This is a genomic window from Nostoc sp. NOS(2021), from assembly GCF_017115025.1.
Classification (GTDB): Bacteria; Cyanobacteriota; Cyanobacteriia; order Cyanobacteriales; family Nostocaceae; genus Nostoc.
Genome location: NZ_JABXKM010000104.1, coordinates 1 through 25,028 on the forward strand (window position 1 = coordinate 1; position 25,028 = coordinate 25,028).

The 25,028-nt window shown below is 42.2% G+C and carries 23 protein-coding genes; 10 read left to right on the plus strand and 13 right to left on the minus strand.

The annotated features are described in order from the left end of the window. Positions 1–263 precede the first annotated feature (263 nt). Positions 264–1,412: an alanine--glyoxylate aminotransferase family protein gene (locus HWQ41_RS13000; RefSeq protein WP_292763300.1), complete on the minus strand. Its 1,149-nt coding sequence runs from the start codon at positions 1,410–1,412 to the stop codon at positions 264–266. A 187-nt stretch (positions 1,413–1,599) separates the two neighbouring features. Here HWQ41_RS13000 and HWQ41_RS13005 point away from each other — a divergent pair, with 187 nt between their 5' ends. Both HWQ41_RS13005 and HWQ41_RS13010 read left to right on the plus strand, forming a co-directional pair. Then, positions 1,600–1,989: a DUF1499 domain-containing protein gene (locus HWQ41_RS13005; protein ID WP_292763301.1), complete on the plus strand. Its 390-nt coding sequence runs from the start codon at positions 1,600–1,602 to the stop codon at positions 1,987–1,989. 75 nt (positions 1,990–2,064) lie between these two features. Next, a complete protein-coding gene (locus tag HWQ41_RS13010; protein ID WP_292763302.1) occupies positions 2,065–2,733 on the plus strand; it encodes a DUF1345 domain-containing protein in 669 nt (222 codons plus the stop codon). A 286-nt stretch (positions 2,734–3,019) separates the two neighbouring features. Here HWQ41_RS13010 and HWQ41_RS13015 read toward each other — a convergent pair whose 3' ends face one another. Then, entirely contained in the window at positions 3,020–3,187 is a 168-nt protein-coding gene (locus HWQ41_RS13015; protein WP_292763303.1) for a hypothetical protein, read from the minus strand. Positions 3,188–3,347: 160 nt separating this feature from the next. Continuing rightward, complete coding sequence (locus HWQ41_RS13020) at positions 3,348–5,753, minus strand: ATP-dependent helicase (RefSeq protein ID WP_292763305.1); 2,406 nt, start codon at positions 5,751–5,753, stop codon at positions 3,348–3,350. 42 nt (positions 5,754–5,795) lie between these two features. On the opposite strand from HWQ41_RS13020, the gene HWQ41_RS13025 reads away from it, so the two are divergent. Beyond that, positions 5,796–7,619, plus strand: a complete 1,824-nt coding sequence (locus HWQ41_RS13025; RefSeq protein WP_292763307.1) for a hypothetical protein — start codon at positions 5,796–5,798, stop codon at positions 7,617–7,619. On the opposite strand, the gene HWQ41_RS13030 is transcribed toward HWQ41_RS13025, so the two are convergent. From HWQ41_RS13030 to HWQ41_RS13040, 3 genes are all read right to left on the minus strand, one after another. Further along, on the minus strand, positions 7,588–7,800 hold the full coding sequence (locus tag HWQ41_RS13030; protein ID WP_292763309.1) for a hypothetical protein: 213 nt from the start codon (positions 7,798–7,800) through the stop codon (positions 7,588–7,590). The two genes, HWQ41_RS13025 and HWQ41_RS13030, sit on opposite strands and share 32 nt — an antisense overlap. Before the next feature lie 265 nt (positions 7,801–8,065). Beyond that, on the minus strand, positions 8,066–9,103 hold the full coding sequence (locus HWQ41_RS13035) for a pre-peptidase C-terminal domain-containing protein (RefSeq protein WP_292763310.1): 1,038 nt from the start codon (positions 9,101–9,103) through the stop codon (positions 8,066–8,068). Between the two features lie 487 nt (positions 9,104–9,590). Then, on the minus strand, positions 9,591–10,679 hold the full coding sequence (locus HWQ41_RS13040; RefSeq protein ID WP_292763311.1) for a RuBisCO accumulation factor 1: 1,089 nt from the start codon (positions 10,677–10,679) through the stop codon (positions 9,591–9,593). Positions 10,680–11,117: 438 nt separating this feature from the next. Here HWQ41_RS13040 and HWQ41_RS13045 point away from each other — a divergent pair, with 438 nt between their 5' ends. The 3 genes from HWQ41_RS13045 (at position 11,118) to HWQ41_RS13055 (ending at position 14,456) form a co-directional block, all read left to right on the plus strand. Then, on the plus strand, positions 11,118–12,074 hold the full coding sequence (locus HWQ41_RS13045) for a response regulator (protein WP_292763312.1): 957 nt from the start codon (positions 11,118–11,120) through the stop codon (positions 12,072–12,074). Between the two features lie 195 nt (positions 12,075–12,269). Next, positions 12,270–12,962, plus strand: a complete 693-nt coding sequence (gene ubiE, locus HWQ41_RS13050) for a bifunctional demethylmenaquinone methyltransferase/2-methoxy-6-polyprenyl-1,4-benzoquinol methylase UbiE (RefSeq protein WP_292763313.1) — start codon at positions 12,270–12,272, stop codon at positions 12,960–12,962. 258 nt (positions 12,963–13,220) lie between these two features. Then, positions 13,221–14,456 carry a DUF445 family protein gene (locus tag HWQ41_RS13055; protein WP_292763315.1) on the plus strand — a complete coding sequence of 412 codons (1,236 nt, stop codon included), beginning with the start codon at positions 13,221–13,223 and terminating at the stop codon, positions 14,454–14,456. Here the strand turns inward: HWQ41_RS13055 and HWQ41_RS13060 are convergent. From HWQ41_RS13060 to HWQ41_RS13080, 6 genes are all read right to left on the minus strand, one after another. Continuing rightward, positions 14,410–14,697, minus strand: a complete 288-nt coding sequence (locus HWQ41_RS13060; RefSeq protein WP_292763317.1) for a hypothetical protein — start codon at positions 14,695–14,697, stop codon at positions 14,410–14,412. The two genes, HWQ41_RS13055 and HWQ41_RS13060, sit on opposite strands and share 47 nt — an antisense overlap. 48 nt (positions 14,698–14,745) lie before the next feature. Continuing rightward, a complete protein-coding gene (locus HWQ41_RS13065) occupies positions 14,746–15,006 on the minus strand; it encodes a hypothetical protein (protein ID WP_292763319.1) in 261 nt (86 codons plus the stop codon). Positions 15,007–15,456: 450 nt separating this feature from the next. Further along, on the minus strand, positions 15,457–15,738 hold the full coding sequence (locus HWQ41_RS13070) for a hypothetical protein (protein WP_292763321.1): 282 nt from the start codon (positions 15,736–15,738) through the stop codon (positions 15,457–15,459). Further along, positions 15,687–15,869: a PIN domain-containing protein gene (locus tag HWQ41_RS34295; protein WP_366931663.1), complete on the minus strand. Its 183-nt coding sequence runs from the start codon at positions 15,867–15,869 to the stop codon at positions 15,687–15,689. Before HWQ41_RS34295 ends, HWQ41_RS13070 begins: the two co-directional genes overlap by 52 nt. Then, the gene (locus HWQ41_RS13075) at positions 15,856–16,116 is read right to left on the minus strand and encodes a DUF2281 domain-containing protein (protein ID WP_292763323.1); all 261 of its coding nucleotides are present in this window, start codon (positions 16,114–16,116) and stop codon (positions 15,856–15,858) included. Before HWQ41_RS13075 ends, HWQ41_RS34295 begins: the two co-directional genes overlap by 14 nt. Before the next feature lie 534 nt (positions 16,117–16,650). Continuing rightward, entirely contained in the window at positions 16,651–17,226 is a 576-nt protein-coding gene (locus HWQ41_RS13080) for a hypothetical protein (RefSeq protein WP_292763325.1), read from the minus strand. A gap of 320 nt (positions 17,227–17,546) precedes the next feature. Between HWQ41_RS13080 and HWQ41_RS13085 the strand changes: the two genes are divergently transcribed. Then, on the plus strand, positions 17,547–17,738 hold the full coding sequence (locus HWQ41_RS13085) for a hypothetical protein (RefSeq protein ID WP_292763327.1): 192 nt from the start codon (positions 17,547–17,549) through the stop codon (positions 17,736–17,738). A gap of 97 nt (positions 17,739–17,835) precedes the next feature. On the opposite strand, the gene HWQ41_RS13090 is transcribed toward HWQ41_RS13085, so the two are convergent. Beyond that, a complete protein-coding gene (locus tag HWQ41_RS13090; RefSeq protein WP_292763329.1) occupies positions 17,836–20,049 on the minus strand; it encodes a phosphoketolase in 2,214 nt (737 codons plus the stop codon). Between the two features lie 187 nt (positions 20,050–20,236). Between HWQ41_RS13090 and HWQ41_RS13095 the strand changes: the two genes are divergently transcribed. The 3 genes from HWQ41_RS13095 (at position 20,237) to crtO (ending at position 24,888) form a co-directional block, all read left to right on the plus strand. Further along, positions 20,237–21,619, plus strand: coding sequence for a cytochrome P450 (locus HWQ41_RS13095; protein WP_292763330.1), 1,383 nt, complete (start codon positions 20,237–20,239; stop codon positions 21,617–21,619). A 711-nt stretch (positions 21,620–22,330) separates the two neighbouring features. Continuing rightward, complete coding sequence (locus tag HWQ41_RS13100; protein WP_292763332.1) at positions 22,331–23,089, plus strand: DUF2993 domain-containing protein; 759 nt, start codon at positions 22,331–22,333, stop codon at positions 23,087–23,089. Positions 23,090–23,163: 74 nt separating this feature from the next. Then, positions 23,164–24,888, plus strand: coding sequence for a beta-carotene ketolase CrtO (crtO, locus tag HWQ41_RS13105; RefSeq protein WP_366931664.1), 1,725 nt, complete (start codon positions 23,164–23,166; stop codon positions 24,886–24,888). Positions 24,889–25,028: the final 140 nt, after the last annotated feature.

Genomic DNA, 25,028 nt, shown 5'->3' on the forward strand with positions numbered 1-25,028 from the left:
CATAGCTTTGGCGGGGGTGGGGTTCTTCGGGTTTAATAAGCAATCAAGCGGACATAATATGACAATGGCATTGTGTTGACTTGCACAAATTAATCTGCCCTTTCTTTAATTTTTAGGATAAGTAAAAAGAGCAAGTAAGTGTGAAGTATCAGCTTTCTTTTAATTCTTAAACAATGTTAGCGCGATGCCTAGGTTGGGCTACGCCTACGCTCTTTGTATCAGGTGCGTTACGAAGACAGTTAACGCACCAAATTAGATCAAAACTACTTAGGCAAAACTTGCCGCAGTGCTGCTAAAAGTTGGTCAACACTTTCCTTGCGACTATTAAAGCCCATTAATCCCACGCGCCAAACTTTACCAGCGAGTTCGCCAAGACCACCGCCAATTTCAATATTATGTTCATTGAGTAACTGTCGAGCGATCGCTTTACCATCTACGCCTGTTGGAATGCAGACAGTGGTAAGCGTTGGCAGTCGATACTCTTGCTTAACATGCATACTCAGTCCTAAATTCTCCAACCCTTCCCAGAGATACTCTACGTTCTTTTGATGCCGCTGCCAGGAGTTTGCTAACCCCTCTTCTGCAAGCAAACGTAGTGCTTCCCGCAATGCATAGTATAAATTAATCGGTGCTGTGTGGTGATAGGTGCGTTCAGCACCCCAATACTTGCCCAGCAACAACATATCTAAATACCAATTTGCCACCTTCGTCTGGCGTTGCTGTAATTTATCAACTGCCCGCGCACTCATAGTAAAAGGCGAAGCACCGGGCGGGCAACCCAACCCTTTTTGGCTACAACTATAGGCGAGGTCAACTCCCCAAGCATCCAAAAACAAGGGAACACCACCTAAACTTGTCACCGTATCCACTAGTAGCAAAGTGCCAAATTCACGACACAAATCAGCGACCCCTTCCAATGGTTGACGTGCGCCGGTGGAAGTTTCGGCATGAACTAGAGCTAAAATAGTTGGGCGATGAGTTTTTAAAGCAGTTTGAAGTTCATCCAGGTTAAAGACTTGTCCCCAAGGTTTGGTAATGGTTCGCACATCAGCACCATAACGTCCAGCCATATCCACGAGGCGATTACCGAAGTAACCAGCTACACCAATTAAAACCACATCACCGGGTTCTACAGCATTGGCGATGGTTGCTTCCATTGCGGCTGTTCCTGTACCGCTGACTGCAATGGTCAGTGGGTTTTCTGTTTGCCATACGTAGCGTAGCAACGACTGAATTTCATCCATGAGTGCGAGAAAAGCTGGGTCAAGATGCCCAACGGGTGAGGTATTCATCGCCTGGAGAACTGTGGGATGGGCATTGGATGGCCCTGGCCCCAACAGCAGACGGGATGGGATTTCTAGCGGTGTGAGTTGCAAGCGCCCAGAGTCGTTGATTGAAATTGTTTGCGTCATAATCTGTCTTCGCTTAGACAATACTTACCGCATCATAGAGCGATGGCTTCGCCAACGCCAGAGGCGAACGCATCACCGATGTTTTAGTGAATCTGTCATTTGCCAGAGAAGCAAGCGCCGCAAAGTATTACACTGATTAAAACAAATGTGTGAGAGTCTACTTATTCACTTACCCGGAGACATAATTATGGTTTTTGCTGGCAAACGACCAAATAATTTAGGTATTAGCAACGGTAAATTAGCACCCTGTCCTAATTCCCCTAACTGCGTTTCTAGTCAGAGTGCAGATGCAACCCACAAAATTGCACCACTGACTTTTACATCTACTCCACAACAAGCGATTACTAATCTCAAAAAAGTGATTCAGTCCTTACCAAGAACTAAAATCATTACCGAAAGCAAAGATTATTTATATGCAGAATTTAAAAGTGCTTTACTGGGATTTGTGGATGATGTAGAATTCTATCTAGACCGGAATGCTAAAGTTATCCAAGTGCGTTCAGCCTCACGTTTAGGTCAAAGCGATTTGGGTGTCAATCGTCAACGAATAGAGACGATTAGAGCCGAGTTAAAGTAATTCGTAATTCGTAATTCGTAATTCAATTACGAATTAGTTGAACTGGACTGGATAACATCTGCGATCGCAACATTTGTGAGACTTAATTTATTTAAAAACTTTGACTCCCGACCCCGACTAATCATTGCTGTCGGAGTCGCTGTATTAGTTTCAGTAATCCTTCCGCCTTGGCTGCACTTACCCACTCGCATTCTTTGCGCTTGGAACTCAGGTATTGACTTTTTCTTAGCCGTAACGTGGTGGAAAATGATCAGGGCTACCCCAGAAAAAATCCGCCGTTATGCTGAGAGGGAATATGAAGGACATTTGGCTATATTCTTGCTGGTGATTGCTGCGGCTTGTGCTAGTGTTTTAGCCATTGTGTTTTTACTAACTGATAAAAAAGGGTTGTCACCAATTCTGCTTAAGCTACATGTCATACTTTCAATTATCACCATTGTCGGTTCCTGGTTACTAGTGCATACGATGTTTGCAGTGCAATATGCACACAGCTATTACAAATATATTAATCATAATAATAGTGAAGAAATCACCGGAGGTTTAGATTTTCCTCATAACGACTGTCCAGACTATTGGGAATTTTTATATTATTCTTTTGTAGTTGGCATGACTAGTCAAGTTTCAGATGTGCAGACGACATCACGCGATATGAGGCGCTTGACTCTGTTGCATAGCATATTATCCTTCTTTTTCAATACCACCATTTTAGCTATGACTATTAATATCGTTGCATCGCTGATTTAAATTGGAGACTAGGGAACTGATGTGGTTCTCCATACCATAGGAAAATATGCAACGCAGTAACTCTCCTTCTCCCAAAGGGAGAAGAAATTTTTTATGTGTCTTGGTGTAGCCAGTTGATGATGGCTACTTAGTAAATTAACGTGAGTTCGACAAGTCTTATTTGACCTCTCCCCCAACCCCTCTCCGACGCCCAGAGGGGAGCAAAAAGCTTAATTTTTCGTTGCTCCTCCCTTTCCGTTTCGGAGAGGGAGGCTGGGAGGGAGGGGTTCATCGAACTCATGTTAAATTAACTCGCGTGTTCCCAGTCACCAAGTAATTCATGCTGTTGTGCTGTTTTCTTGCATTTGCGGAATGGTACTTTAGGACTACCAATATTCATGCCAGGAAAAGACTGTTTTTTCGTCTTGGTGGGTCTATTTTCTTGTGTCGTTGAACTGAATTGTTGGGTTTCCATTGGTAAATAAATTTCTGATTAAAACCTGAACACCAATCAATCTATAACATCAATTTTCAAACGGCAAATTTCAGTTTAAATAGCTTATTTCCTACAAATATTCTGGGACAATCCGATCGCTAGTAACTGTGGATTCTATTCAATTTCTTAAGAGTTTTGCTCAAGCTTGTTTGGTCATTAGTGCTAAATTCATCACACATTCAGGAAACTGGCGCTTTAATGCTGGAAACACGGGACAAGGCGCTTGTTCTTGTAAATTGTCAGGCTTACTCCAAGTAAAGGGGGCTTTGAGCGCTGCTGACATCCACACCAGACGCTTTGCTCGTGTCATCGCAACGTAGAGTAAACGGTACTCCTCAGATATTTTCAAGTGCTTTGCTTGTTCCCATGCTTGTGTGACATCTGGTATCGTAGATTCTCCGTGGAGAGCAGCCCGAATTTGGGCGCGGGCTACTTCTGATAAGGTAAAATCCCCTAAGAACTGGCTTTGGGGAGGAACCCAAAATCTGCCAGGAATCAAGTTTTCGTGGAGAAAGGGAAGAAACACATAGTCCCAATCCAGCCCTTTGGCTTTGTGCATGGTAATAATGGTCAGTTGACCGCGACGTGTGTAACGTTCTTCCGAATCCTCGGTTTCCACTGGTTCAAACCGTTCAGAACTGACGATTTCACTTAAAGCTGACAGCATTCCCCCCATCGAACTATTGCCAGCTATCTGCTGGTTAACCCGTTCTGCGAGTTTGTCAGCAGTTGCCAATTCTGCCTGGTCGTAATTTAAGGTCAAGGCGAGAAAGGAAATTAGCTGGTACAGGGGCAATTCCAAACGAGCGCGGAGTAAGCTACGACACAAGCGAGCGGCTTTTTGTACTGTTTCTGGCTGAGGTGCCGCTAGGGGCCCAGGATACAAAAATTCTTCTGGTAGACTAGCAAGAGCGTTGAGGTCTTGGGTAGGAATTAACTGGCGCTGTACTAATGCTTCTAGTGCGGCTTTGAGGTAATCGGGGGAGTGGGGGCGATCGCAAAATTGCAGCAATGCTAAAATTTCTTGGGGGACATGGGAACGGCGATCGCGTTCTCCCACATCGTAAAGTATAATATTATGCTCTTTGCACACAGATGTCAGAGCCTCTGCCAGCCATCGTCCTTGGCGATTTTCTCGCACTAAAATCGCGGCACTATTTTTTGTTGGGTCTTCGCCAAATAATTCAATCACCCTTTGAGATAACAATTCAACGGTGTGATGAATGTCGCGCGGTGTATAAAGTTCCAATCCTCGTCCGACTGGTGCGGGGTTAGCGTTAGTTTGCGGATCACCAACTTCTACAGGGCGAATTGTCTGCAAGCGAAATGGTACTTGTCGGTTGACAGGAGTCTGTTGTTTGTTGTTGGCTGCTGCTGACGACTGATTATTGATCCATTTGAGGGCAAAGTTAGCAGCTTCAATGATAATTCTAGTACTACGTCCAGCTTGATCCATTGTTGCCAATCGTTCGATGCGATCGCACTCTTCGCAAAATTGCCGAAAATAAATCGGATCGGCTGGAGTGAAAGTAGAGTTAATCGCTTGGTTAGGGTCGCCAACTCTTACTAAGTTGAGTGCTGAGTGGGGAGTTAGGAGTGAAGAGTTAGCCCCCTTGTCCCCATCACTTGCCAAAATTTCTAACAGCTGCGTCTGAAGAGGGCTAGAATCTTGGGCTTCGTCTTCAAAGACTGCGAAAACTTGATTTTGCTCAATGCGACGGGCACTGTCATTTTCTAAAACGCGCAGTGCGGCTAAAATCATATCGTCGTAGTCAATGAAGTCACGCGATCGCATTAAGTTTTGATATTGCTCATACAATCCCGCCGCTACGCTCAAAATTGCATATTCATCTCTGGTTTGTTTACTCCACTCCCGCAACAATTCTGGCGATATCCCAGAACTTTTTGCTTCATGAATTACCGTATTAGCCAATTCCGGTAATACTTCTGTTCGCAGCACCGATTGGCGACGCAACCTTTCTGTCTCTTCTCCGTCAAATTGATGACCTTCTAATAACCGCAAATATATTCCTGAATTATTTGCAATCCATTGTTCTACAGCAGTTCGGATAAAGCGGTGACTTTGGGTTGGTGTAATTAATGTGACATTTTCTAACTGCAAACCTGATAAATCAGAATGGCGGTTGGCAATGTTTAACGCTAGACCATGTAGGGTATAGACAAAAAAGCCCATCTGAGGCAGCGATAAATCATCTCGTAAGAATTTGCGAATCTTCGCTTTAATGTTGGCAGCAGCAGAGCGAGTAAAAGTTACAACTACTAAGTGACGGCGGGAGGATGAACGTTGATATTGACGTGCGATCGCGATCGCCGCCGCCGCCGCCATACCAGTAGATTTACCTGCGCCAGGAACAGCAGAAATAGCCAAAGGGCCAGATTGCCAGTCAGCCATTTGTTGCTGTCCAGGGCGCAAACCGTTGCGGATTGCGAGAATCTTCTCTCGCAGGTTAGGAAGAGGCGATCGCTCAGATAATTCTGAATGGAGTGATTGCAAAGGCACAGCAGTAAAATTAGTGTCTGACATGATAAGATTTTGGGTTTGGGATTTAATTTCAAAACCGCAGATATGAAAAATCGCAGACTCTCTCTACATGATTTAGGCTTACCTGGGGTGATTATACTTGGCGCTATCTTACGTTTTTGGCATTTAGACTTAAAACCTTTATGGATGGATGAGGTAATTACTGCTATTTTCAGTTTGGGTAAAAATTACAATGACTTGCCTTTAGATGTAGTGTTTCCTCTGGAGCGTGTGCAGGAGCTTTTTACTTTCCAGCCTGGAATTAGTTGTTCTCAAATTGCTAAAAACGTTGCCACCCAGTCTACACATCCGCCGCTGTTTTTTTGCAGTATGTATAGCTGGTTAGGGTGGATGGCTCCCTTAGGATCGCAGTGGGTAGAAAAATTGCGATCGCTACCAGCTTTATTTGGTGTAGGTGCGATCGCGGCAATTTTTGGCGTCAATTATATTGCCTTTTCCAGAGAGTCTGGAATCATCGCAGCAGCGATTATGGCTGTTTCTCCCTTTGCTGTTTACCTTTCGCAAGAAGCACGGCACTATACCATGCCCATGCTCCTAATAACTTTAGCGTTATTAGGGCTAATGCAAATTCAGAAGGATATCTTTGAGCGAGAGTCCTTTGGACTCGCTTCTCTAGGAAAGGCTGCACCAACGCGAACGCGCATCAGATTTTGGATTTGGTTGTTATGGGCAATTATTAATAGCATTGGTCTTTATGTTCACTACTTTTTTGCTTTAGCATTTATCGCGGAAATTGCAACAATAGTTGTATTGATGTACTGGGGGAAGACACAGATATTTAATAAACGCCAAATCTGGCTTGCCCTCATTGTCTCCACTAGTGGTGTTGTGATTAGCTTCATTCCTTGGTTAGTAGTCACATTGAGCCATATTCAACGTTCTGAAACAAGTTGGTTGCCGGCTCCCACTCACATTACACCCTTGTATCAAACTCTTATTAGCTGGATTTTGATGGTGATTGCTCTACCCGTAGAAAATCAGCTTCTACCAATTGCAGTTATCTATGGCTTTTTAATGGTAATTTTTGCTATTTGGGTGGGGCGGGAAATCTTCAAAGGTTTAAAGCTGCTGTGGTTACAACGTACAACTTATTTAGCGATATTAACACTTTTAAGTTTTACTATTTTCGTGTTATTACAATTCTTTTTTATTGCTTATTTTTTAGGTAAAGATATTACCATTGTTCCACGCTATCACTTCGTCTACTATCCGAGTGTTTGCGCTATCATAGCAGCTAGCCTAAATAAAAGTACCGAAATTGCCAACACCAAGTTTCGGCGTTTAGACTTATCTCAAAAGTCAATATTTATCTTTTTACTTTTTGGTTTGATTAGTTGTGTTTTTGTTGTTTCTAATTTAGCGTTTCAAAAACCATTCCACCCTGAGCAAGTAGCCCAAAACATGAATTTAGAACCTGCTGTACCGCTGATGTTGGTAGTGGGATATAGCCATTATCAGGATGTAGCGTTAGGATTAAGTTTTGCCATAGCATTAGAACAACTTAGGAGTCAAAACCCTTCGGGAGAATTAAAAATTAACAACCTTGCAGATAAATCCAAGGGCTTCAATGCCGCTATTAACTCCGATAGTTTTGCTTTTTTACAGAAATCTCCTGATTTATCTAATGTCTGGAAAAAGCTTTCCCAAATGGCTGCCCCAGCGACATCTAAGCTAAATTTATGGGTTGTTGGTTCTGGAATGAGAAAACGTGACTATCCGCAGCATTTGGAACTTTCTGGTCAAACTAGTTGCACCATAGACCCTGAGCATTATTATCGCATAGGTGTTCCCTATCAGCTTTATCGGTGCGAAAATATCAGTAAACCAAAAAGTTTTTCCCCAAAGTGACCAAGAGCATAAGCCCCTGCGCGATCGCCGCCGCCACCATACCAGTAGATTTACCTGCGCCAGGAACCGCAGAAATAGCTAAAGGGCCAGATTCCCAGTCAGCCATTTGTTGTTGTCCAGGGCGTAAACTGTTGCGGATTGCGAGAATCTTCTCTTGCAGGTTAGGAATAAGCGATCGCACTTAGATATTCCATCTGTACAAAGTGGTCGCTAATTCTGATTTTAGGCTGAAGTTTCACGCTTGGCGGGTTTGATTCTCTTTAGCGATCGCGACGAATTATATAGTTTATATATACTACTTTAAATCCACTTCTACTTCCTACTTTCTCGGCATTTAGATGTTGTTTGCTCTGGGGGGACACGACAACGTGTCCCCCTACTCAGCAGAAAAAGTATTCTTGAATCTGCCTTATAACGTCAAAACAATCTTTAAGTTGATAACGTTCTTATTTAATACTGACTCCTAGCGTATAGGAAAAATCAGGTTCAGAGTTGGTACCAAAGAAAGTTCCATTATTTTGAGGCAAGAAAGAATCTTTACTCACTGAAATGGAGTACGTACCTGCACCCAGTAAACCGGTGATTGATGAAGAATTTTGACTGGTGAGTAAAGTCCCATTATCGTTAAACAGTCCGATATTTGCCTTTCCCAATGTCACTGTGTTGATAGTGACGGTTCCTGAATTTGGTAAATAAAATGTAAAAAAGTCAACATCGGGATTGCCCCCCGATTGAACTGTTGCTAACTCGCCTGAAATATTAACTTTTGAGCCTGATGATAAGGTACCTAACCCTTCAGCGTTACCCAGTGTGTTGTTTGTACTTTGTCCACCATCTTCCCGCTCATAGAAAAGGAAGTCATCACTACGAAGTTGGAGATTGTTTCTCCCCTGCACAATACCTATGAGTTCATCTACCTGTCCCGGTTGCTCTGAGAATATTCGTGTGTTGCCTCCAACAGCTTGTAAGCGGTAGTCCTGTGGAGTTCCTTTGAGTTGAATTTGATCTTGGTTAGACTGGAAGTCAGTAATAGTAGCGAAGTCCCCAAAACCAGGAGTTGTACTGTTGTTATCGTCGTAGAAAACATTTGTAGCATCTCCCAGGACAAATGTATCTGCCCCAGCCCCGCCAGTCAAGGTATCAAGCTCCCCTAATCCAGGTGGAAGCAGACTACCAGGATAAACACCAATGAGGATGTCGTCTCCAGCCCCCCCATTAAGTATGTCATTGCCGGGCCCGCCCTGGAGACTATCATTGCCGTCGCCACCATTGAGGATATCATTACCCAAATTACCATCTAGGGTGTCATTGCCTCCTTTTCCATTCAGAGTGTTGTTAACACTATTACCAAAAACGAAGTTGTCAAGACTGTTACCTGTGCCGTTGATAGGGTTAGTTCCGAGCAGCTTCAAGTTCTTCAAATTGGCACCCAGTGTATAGGTGACAGAAGACTGGACGCTATCCTTGCCGAAAGTAATTGCCATCTTATTTATCTCTCCTGAATTTCTCACTAATGATTATAGGCACAAAGACAATTTAAGTATTTTCCCTTTTAACGAACTCTTATAACAAGGGAAAATTACAGGCTAGTACCGCTTTGCAGAATTCTATTTCGTTAGGAAACTAAATCAAAAAAACAGGAATTTTTTTTTGGCTCAAGAATTGCGACTATACAAATATGAAGATACCGCAAAAGCTAAAATCACAAAAAAAATGCTTAATTTCTTAAGCATTTGGCTCTGATGATAATTTAAGTCAGCGAGAATAAATCAAACTATGTTAAGTAATCTGAAAAAAGAGAGGTTGGCTGGTAGAGAGGGCTTCAGTTTTCAAAGTCGGGCTAAAGCCGCTTACTACAAACCTTAATTATTAACACCGTTCTACTTACTTAACATCTGCTGAGATTATTGATCCAGTGCGTTCTCTTAAAAGTTATTACAAAATTTAGTTGAATTTTGTAATAAATCGAATTTATTCGTCAATCTGCCAGGAATCCTTAGTTAATTCTTCATCCAGAATTTTCTTAGGACGCACAATGATAATAATTTGTCCAAGTAGAGGAATTTCCGGCTCAGTTTCAAACCACTGAAAATCTAATTCCCCAGCATTTTCAACGACAAAATAGTTAGAGATATCCCATTCTCGTTGGGCACGATCGATGACTACGACGACGGGTTCTATTCGGCTTTGGTTTTGGATGGGGAAGCGATCGCTATTGGCGATAATTACCACTGGATCTTCTGCCGCCAACAGCACTTGCCAACCCGGTAACGGTACCCAAGCTTGCTCTCCAGAAAACTTCACCATCCGAAATGGTTCAATTTCTGTCACTATGGGCACAGCTTGCAAGTCTTGCCGTGACAATGGCAACTCGCCGACTACGGGGACGATTCGGGGTAATTGTTCTTCAGATTCCAGGCGGTAAAAAGGTAAAATTGGAGCCGGACGCTGGGGAACAGTAGTAAAATCAGTCAGTAGCTGTTCGATTTTTGTCCTTGCTTCTGGCGTGTGAGCAAAGCGTAAACCTTTGGCGATCAGACGCGATCGCTGTTGTAAATCTGTATTTTGGCGTGCCCGTTTCCAAACTTGGTGAGCAACGGCATCCCCAGGATGGGCAGAAAACCCTTCTGGCAAAGTGCGGAAATAGGAGAACTCTTTAATTGCTTTGGCCACTTCCCGCGCCTCATCGGCATCGACTTTCTGGACGAAAATCAGTTCGGCGGCACTGGCGCGTTCTTCTTGAGTAAGCAAACGGAGTTCGTATAAAACATCACTGCCGCGAGTAGCATAGTGCGATCGCGTTGCTGACGAAGCTCCAAACTTTTCCAAAGAATTGTAAACTTGAGAACCAACAACCACCTGATTTTGTTGAATTGGCTCAAATCCAGTTGCCTCAAAAATTTCTTGGGGATTGTAACCGGCTTTTAGCAACGAGGCGATCGCCATTCCCCATTCCACCCAGTTGCCTTGTTTTTGCCTCAGCTTTCGCAGTAATTCTTGTGCCACATCGTTGGTAGCATTTTCTTCGGGATTCTGAGCGTTGGGTGGTAGATCAGTCATAATCGGAGTGTGAGCTTCAACTTGAGAGGTTGATTAATACCTCATGAGCAAGTCTTATTCTAATCTATGAACTACCCAGACCTACTGCCTTGAGTTCATCTGTAGAAACTTATCTCGACTTTAATTTTGTGGAATACAGATCGTAAGTTGGCACAGCTAGCTGTGCTAACCTACTGCACGTTGTATCCAAAGGAGGTTTGTTAACGTACCTCATCCATGATCAAAACTGCCATAGTTAGGCTGATTTAGTTGGTTTTTCTAGTGCAATTTTTTCTTGCTTCAGATATTTGGGCAGGCAAATATCCTCTGTAGCACTCATAGTTACCGTATTTAAACATGCAACTTAAGTCAGTATAAACCCTTGATAATTTTGAGCTATTTTCAACTAAGCTTGGTATGGAATATAACAAGATAGTGAATATTTAAAGGAAATATCTTATGGATAAGCCCAGTCTCGAAATTGATAAACTCCAACATCAAGTGATGACCCTCGAACGACCAAAAAAGCTGAAAATACTGGTAGTTGACGATGAGCCAGATAATCTCGATCTGCTTTATCGTACCTTTCGACGCGACTTTAATGTTCTGAAAGCTGATAGTGGGGTGAACGCCCTACAAGTTTTGGCAGCAGAAGGGGAGGTAGCGGTGATTATCTCCGATCAACGGATGCCAGAAATGAAAGGAACTGAGTTTCTCAGCAAGACTGTACCTCAGTTTCCCGATACGGTAAGAATAATTCTCACCGGATTTACTGATATTGAAGACTTGGTAGAGGCGATTAATGCGGGGCAAGTCTACAAATATATCACCAAGCCTTGGGATCCAGGGGAACTGAAGGCAGTGGTGCAAAGAGCAGCTGAAACCTACGACTTGCTCAAGCAACGCACAGAAGAATTACGCCGTGCTCATGCTCAAATGGCGCTGCTGAGTGTTTTGGTACAGCTAACTCAAGCAGCTTCTAGCTTAGAGGAAACTCTCGCTCCAATTGCTAGGGCTGTGAGTCAGACTTTTGGAGCAGAAGGCTGTATCTTACAACTTACAGATGGAAATACTCTGATTCCGACTCAAGGAACTTACAGCAATACAGGTACAATAGAGAATTGGCTATCTCTTGACCCACTAACAACGGAAGCGATCGCCACTGGGCAAATGCAAGTTTCCTTAAATGTACTTAAAGACACTAAATTAGTTGATGCTATTTACTACCAAAATACGGGTGTGCAAGCACATTTAGTTATACCGATTAGCTACCGTAATCAACTTTTGGGCGTATTGTCGCTACAGTGGAAACAACCCTGCACTTTGTGGGAAGATGAATTAATGCTAATTAATTTATCAGCGCAACTGGTGGCGATCGCTCTTACTAGTAGTGCCTACCATCAAACCATTGTGTAAGTAAGTAGGCGAGAATAAATCAAAGTAGGTTAAGTAATGTAAAAAATACTGAGATTATTTTGTAGTGAGCGGCTCCAGCGCTCAAATCAGGGCTAAAGTCCTCACTACAAACCTTTAATTATTTACGCCGCTCTACTTAGTTGTCATTAGTCATTTGTCAAAAACCAATGACTAATACCCAATGCCCAATGCCCAATGACTAACGAAATTCAGTCAATTTTTAACCGTATTGCTCCAGTTTATGACCAGTTGAACGACTGGTTGAGTCTGGGACAGCATCGAATATGGAAGGAAATGGCAGTGAAATGGAGTGCAGCTAAATCGGGTGATACTGCGTTAGATTTGTGTTGCGGTAGTGGTGATTTAGCTTTACGTTTGGCACGGCGTGTAGGAGCAACAGGACAGGTGTACGGAGTGGATTTTTCCCCAAACCTGCTAGAAATTGCTTCATTACGTTCCCAAAGGCAGTACCCCCAACCTGCGATCGCCTGGTTAGAAGCCGATGTGCTAAATTTACCCTTTGACGATGACCAATTTGATGCCGCAACAATGGGCTATGGTTTAAGAAATGTTAAAGATATTCCCCGCAGCCTCCAAGAGTTATACCGTGTTTTGAAGCCGGGTGCTAAAGCCGCAATTTTAGACTTTCATCGACCGAGTAATCTTCAGCTACGTACCTTTCAGCAGTGGTATCTGGATGGTTTGGTGGTGCCAGTTGCCAATTATTTAGGCTTAAAAGAAGAATATGCTTACATCAGTCCCAGCTTAGACCGCTTTCCCATCGGAAAAGAGCAAATAGAGTTAGCTCATCAAGTTGGTTTTGCTGTTGCCACACACTATCCCATTGCGAACGGTATGATGGGAGTGCTGGTAGTCAGCAAATTTTAGATTTTAGATTTGCGATAGCGTAGCGTTAGCGAGTTTGCGAGCGTCTTTTGGATTGGGGACTGCGGAATAGGTAATGGAAGTAGGAAAATCGTTAGTAGTTAGTGGAAAAATAACTCATAACTAATAACCGCCAATTACCAATCCCCAATCCCTAATTTATAATCTAGAATCCAAAATCCAAAATCCCTTCGGGTTCGGCAGTCCCCCATCGACGGGAACCGCCAAGACGGGGGCTACCTCACCAAAATCCAAAATCCTGTGGACTGGTCTCATCTTTGGCTTTATGTGTCTCCCCCGGTACTGGGTGGAATTATTGGCTATTTCACAAATGATATAGCGATAAAAATGTTGTTCCGTCCTTACCGAGCAATTTACATTGCTGGACGAAGAGTACCCTTCACCCCTGGATTGATTCCCCGCAACCAGGAACGTCTGGCTCAAAACATTTCCAATACAATCATGGGGTCACTGCTGACGCCACAAGAATTGCAAAATCTGGCGCGGCGTTTGTTGCAAACAGAACGCGTGCAAGCAGCAATTCTCTGGTTGTTGCGGCTGGCGATTGAACAAATCAAAACAGATAAAAACCAAAAAAGTGCCAAAATTGTGGCGGGAATTTTACGGGATTTACTAGGGGAATCCTTGCCACGATTACTCAAGGTTTTAGCGCGACGTGAAGACTTTTTGGAAGCGCAGATAAATCAAATTTTTGACCAGATATTGCTGGAATTTCAACTGAGTGAAGAACAAGCCACGCGGCTTGCTGATTGGTTGTTGCAAGTAGTTCTACCGCCGGATATGCTGCGCCAAGCGATAGTTGATTTTTTGACCGATCGCACAATTCAAATTATTGATGAAGGCTTCCGCGAAAAAACCAGTGGTACTTATTGGGTAGTAGCAAATTTGTTTGGCTTACGTAATACTCTCACGCGGCTACGGACTTTTTGCTTGGATGAAAAGGAGGCTACCAATAGTCGCTTGCAGGAATTGACTCAAGATTTGCAAATGCGCGATCGCATTCGGAAATTATTGCAAAATTTATCATTACAAAACTTGCCAATGGGTACGGTGCGCCAACTACGAAAGACCACCCGCGAAAGTGTCCGTCATTACCTGCAAAACAGTGGCAGCGATTTTTTACAAGGATTAACTGATTCTGTTGATTGGGAAAATATTGCTGTAGTACTGCTGAATCGTCTTAGTACTTCACCTGTTGTAAGTACTTCTTTAGAAGTGATGAGTCAAGAGTTGGCTCTAGTTTTAGATAAGTATTTGGAAAAAGATTTAGAAGTAATTGTGGCGCAGGCAATTCCGATTTTGTCGATAGATGAAGTGATAGTTGACCGTGTGAAATCAACTTCACCTGCTGATTTAGAAGCTGCAATTGAGGGAATTGTGAAAAATGAATTGCAGGCGATTGTGACTTTAGGTGGTGTTTTGGGTTTTGTCATCGGGTTATTGCAGACAGTGTTTTTAATATTGAGTCAATATTAATTTTTTGCTTTTGCCTGTAAATTTTGATCAAATTATAGTTGCAAGTTGCCCAGATTCTGAAATTAGTGAAATTGAGCGATCGCCTTTTGAGAAGAACCTGTTGTTCTGTAGCACCAAGAATTGGTCGCAGGGAGACGCTGAAGCCAACGGAACTACCGGGTGGTAAGGCAGCACGTACCTCTACGATTCCTTCTTTAACTGCGGCAATTGGCTCACCCCACAAGGCGTAGACAATCTTCATAACAGCCCCTACCCAAGATAAACTTAGGCAGAAGCACTACGTTTAGCTTTAATGCACTAAAGCGATCGCACGTTTCGTCAACGCCTCCGCAGTCAATCTATTAAATGCCATCAACTCACCAGCACTGGCTGTAGTTTCCCCACGTTTCCACGCAAAAGTATCACGCTTCGCTGTACTCCGTAACAAAGCTGGTTCCAGCATCGCCGCAGCACCACCTGTCACAGCAATTAGTTTATGAAAATAGCCATAACACACCCTTGTAGGTTGGGTGGAACGGAGTGAAACCCAACAAATAATCTCACTTGTCACAACAAAATTTTTACATATTAACTTATCTGCTTTAAATTCAGGTGATTTAGTGTTGGGTTACGGCGCAAATACTAATTCGTTGTGCTGCAAATATGCCAGCTTGCGCCTCCACCCAACCTACAAAATTACTCCACAGCATACAAGCACGTCCCATTCTTAGAAGATAAAGTGCGCGATCGCGGCTGATAAATTTATAATTTATAAAGGCATACAGCCAAATAATGTTTTAAATTTTAAAATATATTAGTTAATACCAGAGGCTAGAGAAAATGAGCATTGAGGAAATTATTCTAGACAAGGTAAGAATATTACCTCCTGATAAGCAACAAGAGGCATTAGATTTTATAGAATTTTACTTGGGAAAATGCAAAAGCAAGAGTTCTCTGCTGAAGAAATAAAGTCAGGGGTTTCAGCTTTGACTCTTGCTCAAGAATACATTTTATAATTACTTCAAAATAGGAGATTTTCAAAAGGATAACTTTGCTTCCAACGATAAGTATTAAAGTCACGCTGATCTACTGAAAAAATGCGCCCATGCCCTAAATATTCTGCTAAAATTACCAGGGAAGCATCAGCCAAATCCATTGGAAGATTAGCATATTTTTTTATTAATTCAATAATTCGAGGAGTATGGGTAGGTTCTAAATTAAAAATCGTAAATAATTCTTGTTGCAGACTATTTAGAAAAATAATTTCAGCGTCAACTCCCTTGCGAGTAGCAAAAGATAACAAGTTTCTGTGACAACACACCATGTTGTAATTAAAGGTTCATTATATTGTTTGAAAGCTTGTTTTGCTCTTTCGTGGTGAGTGTCTTTTTTATCAATAAGAGCTAACCAAAATCCTGTATCAACGATGATCATATTTAGTTGCCAATGTATTAGATAAAACTTCTTTATAGGTTGTTGATAAATTTTCGTCAACAGAACAACAACCAATTAATCCAATTTCGTCAAACTTTTCATAGAGACTTTTTTCCTTACTATGATTTGCTGATTCTGGTTGTGGATAACGCTTTTTGAGTAACTGAATAAAATCAAGTAGTAAGATTTGAGCTTCTTCTGGCAAAGTATCAATATCTTTAGATATTTCTTCAAATTTGATTACCATAATTAACTTCTAAATTGAATTGAGGAAAATTTTAGTTATGACCCTATTATAGACTAATTGTAAACCGATCGCGGCTGATAAATTTATAATTTATAAAGGCATACAGCTAAATAATATTTTCAATTTTAAAATATATTAGTTTACACCAGAGGCTAGAGAAAATGAGCATTGAGGAAATTATTATAGACAAGGTAAGAATATTACCTCCTGATAAGCAACAAGAGGCATTAGATTTTGTAGAATTTTTACTTACGATTAACATATCTTTTAAATTTGATTAATAAGCTGTAATTATTGGGGAATATGTGTTTATGAAAATAGCCATAACACACCCTTGTAGGTTGGGTGGAACGGAGTGAAACCCAACAAATAATCTCACTTGTCACAACAAAATTTTTACATATTAACTTATCTGCTTTAAATTCAGGTGATTTAGTGTTGGGTTACGGCGCAAATATTAATTAGTTGTGCTGCAAATATGCCTGCTTGCGCCTCCACCCAACCTACAAAATTACTAAACTTCTCCTTTCAAATTTATGAAATAATCGAACTTTTCCATTGGACTTTGTTCCCTGCTATCTTCCACAGCCTTTGAACTTCTTTTTCTAAGCCTTGTGAACCATAATCGTCCCATGCATCTGTAAATCTAGCCATTCCTGGTGAGTGTCCAGGTGCGCCATCAAAAGTAATTTTCTTGTATTTATCAAGAGTAAAGACAACATCAAACCAATTCTTGTAAACTGGCCAAACTAGATCAGAGGATGCCAATAAAAAAGCCTCTTCATCGTCTACGACTCTCTTCCAACCAATCTGAACTCCATAAGAGCGATTTTTAGGTGAATCTATAGTCATTCCAACAATTAGACAATTTTCTGTACAACCTGAATTTTCTATTTCATCAGCAATATCTTGTGGAAAATTATAAATGGGCTTAACTTCAACAAAAATAGGAGAATCAAACTTCAGTAAAAAGTCGGGAATCCATCCATCAAAGTCACAAGGCTCATACTCCCACTCCCATTCTAGAAGATCAAAGAAAGCAGCCCATTTTGCTTCTAATCTAGAACGAAATTGAACATCATTATATTTGGTTGGTATAGGTTTAATCATAGCTTTTTAGCTCAAATTACACAGTTTCTAATTCATATCACATAAAAGTTTGCTTTATCAAATAATCCCCACCCAAGTAAAAACCTAGATGGGGTATTACATTATCCTAATGGACTAATGCGATCGCACTTTTTCTCAAGTCTCCACAGTCACGCTGTAATTTCCCCACGGTTCCAGATAAAAGTATCCTGCTTCTAGCTCAAAAATCAAGTTTTGCGACTTGTAAACCAGCTTTTGCGACTCGTAAACTAGCTTTTGCGACTTATAAACTAGCTTTTGCGACTTATAAACTAGCTTTTGCGACTTATAAACTAACTTTTGTGACTCGTAAACTAGCTTTTGCGACTCGTAAACCAGCTTTTGCGACTCGTAAACCAGCTTTTGCGACTCGTAAACCAGCTTTTGTGACTCGTAAACTAGCTTTTGCGACTCGTAAACTAACTTTTGCGACTCGTAAACCAGCTTTTGTCAACGGATTTCAGCAAATTTACCCCCATTTTTCTGTCTGCTAAGTTCTCTTCAATAAAAAAACGCAAATATACGCATTCCAACGCCATTTTCAGCGTTTATATACGTATAAATGCGATAAAAGTGGAAACTATTCCAGATTTAATGTACTAACTCGATCGCACGTTTCGTCAACGCCTCAGCAGTCAATCCATTAAACGCCATCAACTCGCCAGCACTCGCTGTAGTTTCCCCACGTTTCCACGCGAAAGTATCACGCTTCACTGTACTCCGTAACAAAATTGGTTCCAGCATCCCCGCCGCACCACCAGTAACAGCAATTAGCGCATCACCATCAAATAATTCCGCAAATTTCGCATCATCTAAGAAACCGCCAACGGGTTCAGAACAAGTTTCCCACGCGGTATCGTGGCTACGGTACAATTGCCGAGGATTGATCACAGTAACTATCTTCACGCCAATACCTTCAGTTTCTAAGAAAGCAGCAGCCTCAAATACTGGTATTAATGTTAAATCACCAATTACAGCAAATACAACTTGTTTATCACCAGCAACTTCATGCAATAGCACTGCACCATCGCGCAACCCTTGACGAGTTTGTTCTAAAGTTGTGCGAATTGGCAACGGCGATTTACTTGCAGTAATCACAATTCCCTTATTCTTAGTTTTCAACGCCCAGTCATAACAAGCTTGAATACTATTAGCATCAGGCGGAAATAATGGGAAAACATTTCCATTTCGCATCAGCGAAGCAAAGTAAGCTTCAATTTCAGGACGTTGGTGAGTCCAACCATTGCGCCCTTGCTCTAATGCGCCTGCTGTGAATAAAGTAATAGTCGAGGGAGTTTGACGGCGCAATTCTGCCATTGCTTGGGTTACAGTTTGCCAAATTGGTAATCCGTTGATAGCAAAAGATTCGTAGGAACACCACAAAGTTCTCGCACCCATTAACGCCAAACCCGCAGCTAAACCGGCACAAGCATCTTCACTCAATGGTTCATAAACTTGTCCATTTGGTGCTTGATAATATAAGTCGTCGGTTGTGGGGTGGATAATTTTTAATGCTTGGTTGATGTTGGCAATTCCTGACGCTTCATTACCGTCGGCGTTGGTGACAAGAAAATTCTGATCTTTCTTTCCAACTATTCCTACCAATCGTCCCATTGCGGTTGTGGAAACTTTTGGTTCACCTCCAACTGGATATTCTTCTAAAGGTAATTCGCCTAAATCTGGTAATGGTAATTCAAATTCTGTCACCACAGTTTTTGCTGCTGGGCCTCCGCCAGCGCGTTCTGCATTTGTTCTGACTAATTGCCAAGCTTCCGCAGACAAAGCACGGCTTTGCAATGCACTAACAATATGAGGCGCATCCAGCGTATCTTTAGGATAAAGGTTGTGAGATTTTGCACCCCGCGCGTGGACTCCTGCACCTTTGAGTTGTTTAATAATGAAAACGGTAAGCTTACCACCCAGTGCCGATCGCGCTGCTTGATCTACACCCGAAAGTACTGCTTGAGTAAATGCTAGGCGTTTCTCGAAGGAAAAGGCGGTACTATCAACGTAATCCCCTGGCTGGTTTTGATCGTCGAAATCCTTGGCATCCACTAACACGACTTCATCAAAACCGTTACCTTGCCAATATGCTTGCATCTGTTCGTTGGTTTTCAGGGAAACCATGCTGTGATGTTCTTGGCTGTAACCGTTCCACACTAACACCGGTAAAAAGTTGGTGACAGCAGGATAAGCAGTATGGAAATGCGCGATCGCACTTACAATATATGGTTCACCCAATCCACCATCACCAATTGTAAAAGGGAATAATTTATCTTTGTGTAACAGTGCAGCCGCCATTGCAAAGTGTTGCCCTTGTCCTAAAGGCCCCGCAGGTGCGAGAATACCGGGGATGAAACCGGAAAGGTGTCCTAAGAGTCCGTGCTTTTCTCGGAAGCGATCGCGCAATTGTTGGACTGTGAAAATTCCCATATCCTCTAGCGATCGATCTAAGAACATGGCACTATAAAATCCAGGGGCGTGGTGTCCGACTTCAGTGATAATGTTCTTATATCCCAGCATGACAAGAGATGCGTAAGCTTCTGCTTGGCTGGCGAATCCGCCGGGATGCCCAGAAGCCTTAGTAGCGGTAACTTGCAAAGTCAGGTAGCGGAGAGCATCGGCAGCCAGTAAAGTTTGATATACTGCATTCGGTTCTGTAGGAGATGCGATCGCTATTTTGCCCGACTCTATAGCAGGTGTTGCACCATAAGTTTCAAAATCTGGTAACGCTTCACCAAAATATTGAATCCCTTCCGAAAAATCGGGAAGCGCTGAAGATGCCTTTGGGGAGATTGCAGTCATGCTGAGTACCTTTTGACGATTAGTTGAAACTGTAGATGCTCGTTGAATTTAACAAAAATTTTACATCTTCGGCGTTGTAACAGTTTATTGCTTTTTTGCAACGTTAAAATAAGTAATTTAAATGGTCACGCAACTAAAATTTCAGTTAGTTTAAGTAGCAAAAAAATATTAACCAGCAAAAAAAATTATGAAATTACCAAATGGGCCGCAAATCCCAGCACTTTTACAGATGGTGCGCTGGATTGCTAATCCGATGTCATTTATGGAAGCTTGCGCCAAAAGGTATGGGGAGATTTTTACTATCAGATTAGAGAGAAATTCTCCTCCTTTGGTGATTGTCAGCAACCCTCAAGCGCTACAGCAAATTTTGACAAATGATACCAAGGAATTAGAAGCCCCTGGTGATATGAATGGGCCGTTTGAATCTTTGCTGGGTAAGCATTCTGTGATTACCATTAGCGGCGCAGAACACCAGCGTCAACGCCAGTTGTTAATGCCTCCCTTTCACGGCGAAAGAATGCGGAATTATAGTCAGGTGATTACCGATGTCACCAAGCAAGTTATCAGCCAATACCAAATAGGTAAACCTTTCAATATTCGGTCTGCAACCCAAGCTATTACCCTGCGGGTGATTATGCAAGCTGTGTTTGGGCTACATGAAGGGACTCGCGCCGAAAAACTACAGCAATTTTTGGGTGATCTTTTAGAAAAGGGCAGTTCTCGGTTAATTGTGGCTTTACTTTTTTTTCCAGCTTTGCAAAGGGATTTTGGCCCGATTAACTTCTGGGGAAAGCAGATGCGCCGTCAGCAGGAAGCTGACCAACTGATTTACGAGGAAATTCGGGAACGTCGAGAACAAGCAGATTTATCACGCACAGATATTCTCAGCTTACTTATGGCTGCTAGAGATGAAGCAGGTCAACCTATGACCGATGAAGAGTTGCGCGATGAATTGATGACTCTGTTAGTCGCCGGTCACGAAACCACAGCTACAGCCTTAGCATGGGCATTATACTGGATTCAAAAACTACCATCAGTGCGCCAAAAGCTACTACAAGAATTAGATAGCTTGGGCGATGACCCAGACCCCAGCATCATTTTCAAGTTACCCTATCTCAACGCTGTTTGCTCCGAGACATTACGCATTTACCCAGTAGGTATACTCACCTTTCCTAGAGTAGTAAGAACACCCATATCACTGGGCGGTTACGAACTAGAACCGGGTACAGTCGTACTTGGTTCTATTTATCTGACCCACCACCGAGAAGATATTTATCCAGAACCTAAGCAGTTTAAGCCAGAACGCTTTTTAGAACGGCAATTTTCTCCCTATGAATATTTGCCCTTTGGGGGTGGTGCAAGGCGTTGTATTGGTCTAGCATTTGCCCAGTTGGAAATGAAGCTAGCACTCGCTACAATCCTTTCCAGCCTCGAATTAGAGTTAGTTGATAATGGTGAAGTGCGACCTAGACGCCGTGGTTTAGTGACAGGCCCAGATCGTCCCATCCAGATGGTTATCACGAGTCAACGTCAGGTGAAGTCTTCCATTCTACAGACAAGCACTGTTTAATGCTTCGGGGGGTTGATGGTTGCGTTCAACGAATTTTCAACTCCCATCTATAGCGTTTCTCAAAAGACCTAACCCCCAACCCCTTCCCTACTAGCGTTGGGGAGTAAGATTCAAAGCCTCTCTCCTTTTAGGAGAGAGGAATGGAAGTGAGGTCAAAGTCTATTGCATACCATTCGTGAGAGGTTAAGATAAAATCCTTTTTGTCAATTAGTAATCATACTGAAAATGTGCTGAGCTAGTCAGTATTAAATTAACCTTCGTACTGAATTTTGAGGCAAGAATGAATGATGCTTTTAAATGTCTAGCGATCGCACGCCCAAAAATTCTGTTGATTAGCCCAATTTTTCACCTAATTTTAAGTACTATTACTTATTGACAAAATTTCTATAGTCTTAACCTCTCACCGATGATTGCATACAAACGAGAAACACTATGGCGTTTCCTAATCACATGATGGTAAATCATAGTCCCCTCCTCGCTTGCGGGGAGGGGGTTGGGGGTGGGGTTCTTTTACCTCACTCAAGCGAGAATCGCTATATATATTTAGATAGATTTTCAACCGAATTCATAATTAAAAAGGTTTGTAATCAGTGCTTAACGATCGCAATCCTGTTTACAAATTACGAATTACATATACCCCAATATAGATTCACTCTTCAGAACCAGCCTTTACAGTAACTAGTAAGAGGACATTTAGGAGATTGCTAATTCATGCCTGATGAGCATCGGTTGGAGGAAAAATTTCTATCCCAGGAAGCTGAAAGGAGAATATCCGAAAAGCTAGATGAAGTAGAACAAATAGAAATAGATGTACAAACCGATCTGTTGAAAATAGCTCAGGGACAGGCGGATGGAGTTTCAGTTGCAGGTCAAGGATTAGTGATCCAAGAAGGCATTCGCGTACAGGAAATAAAACTGCAAACAGATAGTATTGCCATCAATCCCTTCAGCGCTCTTTTTGGTCAAATAGAACTCAGTGAGCCAGTAAATGCTATTGCTCGCATGATACTCACAGAAGTAGATATTAACCGCGCCTTGGCATCAGACTTTGTTCGCAGCCAGATGCAAAACTTGGAGTTGAATGTAGATGGTGAAATTGTGAGTTTTGAGCCGGAAGAAATTCAGGTATTTTTACCTGGTGATGGCAAAGTAGAATTTAGGGGAAAGGTGTTATTAAAGGAAATCGGAAATACTCGCCCTTTAGCTTATACTGCGATCGCTCGTCCACGTACTCATTCACAACCCGCGATGCTGGAGAGTTTTAACTGCACTGAGGGAGGCGGGATTTCAATAGAATTAATTACAGCATTCATGCGGAAAGCCAAAGAACTGATGGATATACCATATTTTGAATGGGAGGATATAACGTTTTCTATTAAAGATATAGAAGTAGAAATCGGTAGTTTAATACTTTTGCTTGAAACTCAGGTGAGGCAAATACCATCATCAACAACTGTACTATCTCCTTAGTAGTATTGACAGTAGTTAAAGATAATTTTTGTAACTAGGGAGTGATGCAAATTTCTTAAAAGTTTTATAAGCTTTTGAGAGCTACTTATTTCAAAATAACAACTATGCAAGAGTATGATGTTGTGCTGATCGGTGCTGGACACAATGGGCTAGTTTGTGCAGCTTATTTGCTGAAAGCTGGTTATAGCGTTCTGTTACTAGAAAAGCGTTCTGTTCCAGGTGGTGCAGCAACAACTGAAGAATGTTTACCCAAAGAAGCTCCCGGATTTAAATTTAATTTGTGTGCTATTGACCATGAATTTATTCACTTGGGGCCAGTTGTTGAAGAATTAGAGCTAGAAAAATACGGCTTGCATTATTTGGAGTGCGATCCAGTTGTTTTCTGTCCTCATCCTGATGGCAAGTATTTCTTAGGACATAAGTCGGTGGAAAAGACTTGTGCAGAAATCGCCCGTTACAGTGAACGTGATGCCAAAAAATACGCCGAATTTGTAGACTTTTGGCAGCGATCGCTAGGTGCAATGATTCCGATGTTTAATGCACCGCCAAAGTCAATTATAGACATCCTTGGTAACTACGACATCACAAAACTGAAAGATTTATTTTCAGTTATTGGTTCTCCAAACAAAACGCTGGACTTTATTCGCACGATGTTAACCAGCGCCGAGGATTTACTTAACGAGTGGTTTGATGAGGAATTTCTGAAAGCGCCACTAGCTAGACTAGCATCAGAACTTGGTGCGCCACCATCACAAAAAACCCTTGCTATTGGTGCAATTATGATGGCAATGCGTCATAATCCGGGGATGGCCAGACCTCGCGGCGGAACTGGCGCACTTGTACAAGCCTTAGTGAATTTAGTCACAAGTTTAGGTGGCGTTATTCTCACAGATCAGCATGTTGAAAAAGTTTTAATTGATGATGGGAAAGCTGTGGGTGTGCGGGTTGCTGGTAATAAAGAATATCGCGCTAAACACGGGGTTATTTCTAATATTGATGCCAAGCGGTTATTTTTGCAAATGACTGATAAAAGCGATGTTGATGCAGCCGACCCAAATTTATGGGAAAGATTAGAACGCCGCATCGTTAACAACAACGAAACCATCCTCAAAATAGATTTGGCTTTAGACGAACCCCTACGCTTTCCATACCACGCCCACAAAGATGAATATCTTGTCGGTTCTATCTTGATTGCAGATTCCGTGGCTCATGTAGAACAGGCTCATAGTAAATGTACCTTGGGAGAGATTCCTGATGCTGACCCATCAATGTATGTGGTGATGCCTAGTTATTTAGACCCCACATTAGCACCGCCAGGTAAACACACTGTATGGATTGAGTATTTTGCGCCTTATCAAATTGCTGGTGCAGAAGGCACTGGTTTAAAAGGTACTGGTTGGACAGATGAATTGAAAAACAAAGTTGCAGATAAGGTGATTGATAAGTTGGCAGACTATGCACCAAATGTCAAGAAGGCAACTATCGCCCGTCGTGTAGAAAGTCCAGCAGAACTAGGAGAAAGATTAGGTGCGTACAAAGGGAATTATTACCATATTGACATGACCCTAGATCAGATGGTATTTTTCCGTCCCTTGCCAGAAATAGCGAACTACAAAACGCCAATTGATAATCTATTTTTGACTGGTGCCGGGACTCATCCAGGTGGTTCAATTTCGGGAATGCCGGGACGCAATTGTGCGCGTGTGTTTTTGCAGGCAAAACATCCTATTAGTCAAACTTTGAAGGATGCGCGGGATTCAATTAAGTCAACCGTCGAGTCGGTGTTTGGGATTAATTAAGCCTAATATAGCAGTCCTAAATCATTTGTGAAAATTTCTGTTGATTCTTCTCTCTGTGTTCTCTGTGCCTCTACGGTTCGTTAAAAACAGTAATTTTCACAACTCAGATAGGATTGCTATCAATACTGGTCGGTTAAGCC

Coding starts and splice junctions, on each gene's coding strand:
- HWQ41_RS13005 (WP_292763301.1), top strand. CDS start 1,600: ATGGTTTTTGCTGGCAAACGACCAAATAATTTAGGTATTAGCAACGGT.
- HWQ41_RS13000 (WP_292763300.1), bottom strand. CDS start 1,412: ATGACGCAAACAATTTCAATCAACGACTCTGGGCGCTTGCAACTCACA.
- HWQ41_RS13035 (WP_292763310.1), bottom strand. CDS start 9,103: ATGGCAATTACTTTCGGCAAGGATAGCGTCCAGTCTTCTGTCACCTAT.
- HWQ41_RS13090 (WP_292763329.1), bottom strand. CDS start 20,049: ATGACTGCAATCTCCCCAAAGGCATCTTCAGCGCTTCCCGATTTTTCG.
- HWQ41_RS13100 (WP_292763332.1), top strand. CDS start 22,331: ATGCCTGATGAGCATCGGTTGGAGGAAAAATTTCTATCCCAGGAAGCT.
- HWQ41_RS13080 (WP_292763325.1), bottom strand. CDS start 17,226: ATGATTAAACCTATACCAACCAAATATAATGATGTTCAATTTCGTTCT.
- HWQ41_RS13025 (WP_292763307.1), top strand. CDS start 5,796: ATGAAAAATCGCAGACTCTCTCTACATGATTTAGGCTTACCTGGGGTG.
- HWQ41_RS13020 (WP_292763305.1), bottom strand. CDS start 5,753: ATGTCAGACACTAATTTTACTGCTGTGCCTTTGCAATCACTCCATTCA.
- HWQ41_RS34295 (WP_366931663.1), bottom strand. CDS start 15,869: ATGATCATCGTTGATACAGGATTTTGGTTAGCTCTTATTGATAAAAAA.
- HWQ41_RS13060 (WP_292763317.1), bottom strand. CDS start 14,697: ATGAAGATTGTCTACGCCTTGTGGGGTGAGCCAATTGCCGCAGTTAAA.
- HWQ41_RS13040 (WP_292763311.1), bottom strand. CDS start 10,679: ATGACTGATCTACCACCCAACGCTCAGAATCCCGAAGAAAATGCTACC.
- ubiE (WP_292763313.1), top strand. CDS start 12,270: ATGACTAACGAAATTCAGTCAATTTTTAACCGTATTGCTCCAGTTTAT.
- HWQ41_RS13075 (WP_292763323.1), bottom strand. CDS start 16,116: ATGGTAATCAAATTTGAAGAAATATCTAAAGATATTGATACTTTGCCA.
- HWQ41_RS13015 (WP_292763303.1), bottom strand. CDS start 3,187: ATGGAAACCCAACAATTCAGTTCAACGACACAAGAAAATAGACCCACC.
- HWQ41_RS13045 (WP_292763312.1), top strand. CDS start 11,118: ATGGATAAGCCCAGTCTCGAAATTGATAAACTCCAACATCAAGTGATG.
- HWQ41_RS13095 (WP_292763330.1), top strand. CDS start 20,237: ATGAAATTACCAAATGGGCCGCAAATCCCAGCACTTTTACAGATGGTG.